Source organism: Streptomyces sp. NPDC047022 (assembly GCF_040644155.1).
Taxonomy (GTDB): Bacteria; Actinomycetota; Actinomycetes; order Streptomycetales; family Streptomycetaceae; genus Streptomyces.
The window spans coordinates 1-2,579 of the sequence record NZ_JBEYVV010000087.1 but is presented as its reverse complement, the minus strand read 5'-3'; the positions used below and the strand labels follow the sequence as shown (position 1 = coordinate 2,579).

The following is a 2,579-nucleotide window of genomic DNA, read 5'->3' as shown; positions in this document are numbered from 1 at the left end:
GTACACCTCCTGCATCCAGGCGAGCCGGTTCACCACACCCTCGTGCGCCACCACCACACCCTTGGGACGACCCGTCGAGCCCGAAGTGAAGATCAGGTACGCCGGGTGCGTCGGCAGCAGCGCTCCGCCCCGCTCGGCATCCGTCACCGGCGCACCGTCCAGCCTCGCGAGCTCGGCCGCCGACGCCGGGTCGTCCAGCACCACGACCGGTACCCCGGCCGCCCCGGGCAGCGCCGGCGCCGAGCCGACCGACGTCAGTACGGCTGCCGGGCCACCGTCGGCCAGCAGGTGGGCGATCCGTTCGGCTGGGTGGCCGGTGTCGATCGGCAGGTAGGCACCGCCCGCCTTGAACACGGCGAGCAGCGCGACCACCAGCTCGACGGAGCGCTCCATGGCCACTGCGACCACGGACTCCGGCCGCACCCCCAGCGCCAGCAGGTGCCGGGCCAGGCGGTTCGCCCGAGCGTCAAGGTCCGCGAACGTGATCTCGACACCCTCGAACACCACCGCCAAGGCGTCCGGGGTCCGCGCCACCTGGGCCTCGATCAGCCCCGGCAGGGTGCCGTTCGGCACCGTCCGTGCCGTGTCGTTCCACTGCTCCAGCAGGCGGGCCACCTCGGTCTCGTCCAGCACGCCCACGGCGTCCAGCCGGGACTGCGGGTCGTCCTCCAGGGCGGTGACCAGGTTGTCCAGGCAGGTGCGCAGCAGCGCGCACACCTGTTCGGCGTCCGCCGGTGCCGCCGCGTCGACGCTGAGCCGGAACTGCTCGCCGTCGTCGTCGACGCCTGCCACCAGCGGGTAGTTGGTACGGCCTTCGGAGAACAGGAAGCGCAGGCCCTCGAGGCCCGGGCCCAGCCCGGCGCCGACCTGCGGGGTACCGCCCTGGGCGTGCCGGTAGTTGAACAGCGCCGTGAAGAGCGGGCTGCCGCCCGGCACACCGCTGGCCTGCTGCGCCAGCACCAGCGGGGCGTGCTCGTGCGCCATCAGCTCGGCCAGCTGCTGCCGCATCCCGGACAGCGCCTCGGTCACACTGCCCGCGCCGGTGCGCACCCGCAGCGGCAGCGTGTTGATGAATGGGCCCTGCACCCGGTCGGGGTCGGCGCCGGAGTTCATCCGCCCGAACAGTACCGTGCCGAAGACCACGTCGTCGCGACCGCTCACGGCGGCCAGCACCCGGGCCCACGCCAGGTGGCACACGGTGGCCGGGCTGACGCCCAGGCGGCGCGCCGACTGCCGGATGCGCAGCGCGAGTTCGCCGTCGATCAGGGCCTGGGCGTGCACCACTCCGGTGCCGTCGCCGTGCGCCTCGGTCAGACCGAAGGGCGCGGTGGTCTCGGTGACGTCGCCCAACAGCTCGGCGAAGTACCGCTCGTGTTCCGCGCGCGGCGTGCCGAGGCGGGCCTGTGCCACGAAGTCCCGGAAGGGCAGCGGCTCCTGGAGCGAACTGGCCCGCCCGGCGAGGACGGCGCGCACCTCGGCGAAGAGCGCGTCCGTCGTGGTGTCGTCGCGCACCAGGTGGTGGATCCGCAGCAGGGCCAGCCACTCGTCACCGGTCGGTGCGGCGGCGATGTGCACGTCCAGCAGCGGGGCGCGTCCCAGGTCCAGCCAGCCGCCGGCCGCCCCGCACAGCTGCGCCACGGGGTCCGCTCCGTGCGGGTCCAGGGTGATCTCCTCGACCGGCAGCTGCACCCGCCGGGCCACCACCTGCACCGGCTCGCGCAGGCCGTCCCAGACGATCGCGGTGCGGTAGATGTCATGCCGGTCCACCACCTGCTGGAGCGCCCCGAGGAACTGGTCCAGCCGGTCCCGGGAGTCGAAGCCGAGCACGATCGGCATGATGTACACGTCGGTCGCGTCGCCTCGTCCGGCCTGCATCAGGTGGTGGAAGAAGATCCCTTCCTGGAGTGGGGCGAGGGGGTAGACGTCCTGCACGTTGGCCACGCCGCCCTCGACCGCCGCCACCACCCGCGCGATCGCCGCCGCATCCAGATCCACCAGCGGAAGCATCCCCGGAGTGATCTCGCTCGCCCCGACCGGAATCCCGTTCGGCGGCACCACCACCAACTCCGGACCGGCCGATGCGGCCAGGCCGGCCGGTGTGGGCGTCTGGAACAACGCCCGCACCGACACCGACACCCCACGCCCCCGCAAACGCTCCACCAACGACACCGCCAGCAGGGAATGCCCACCCAGAGAGAAGAAGTCGTCATCCACCCCGACCCCCTCCACCCCCAACACCCCGGCGAACGCCTCACACAACAACTCCTCCAGCACACTCACCGGACCCCGCCCCGCACCACCACCCGCCACCACGAACTCCGGCGCCGGCAACGCCCCCCGGTCCAGCTTCCCGTTCCCCGTCAACGGCAACGCCCCCAGCACCACCACCGCCGACGGCACCATGTGCTCAGGCAACCGAGCCCCCACGAACCCCCGCACCGACTCGGCCAAGCGACCGGCCTCGGCCTCATCCGCGTCAGCGGACACCACATAGGCCACCAACCGCACATCCCCCGGGACGTCCTCACGGGCCACCACCACCGCCTGTGCCACCAGCGGATGCGCCACCAGCACACTCT

The 2,579-nt window shown here is 72.7% G+C and carries 1 protein-coding gene; it reads right to left on the bottom strand.

What is annotated here, in order from left to right; translation table 11 throughout:
• Window positions 1–2,579 (bottom strand): AMP-binding protein (locus tag ABZ845_RS31830; protein WP_360986999.1); only part of this gene is annotated, 2,579 nt, incomplete at both ends.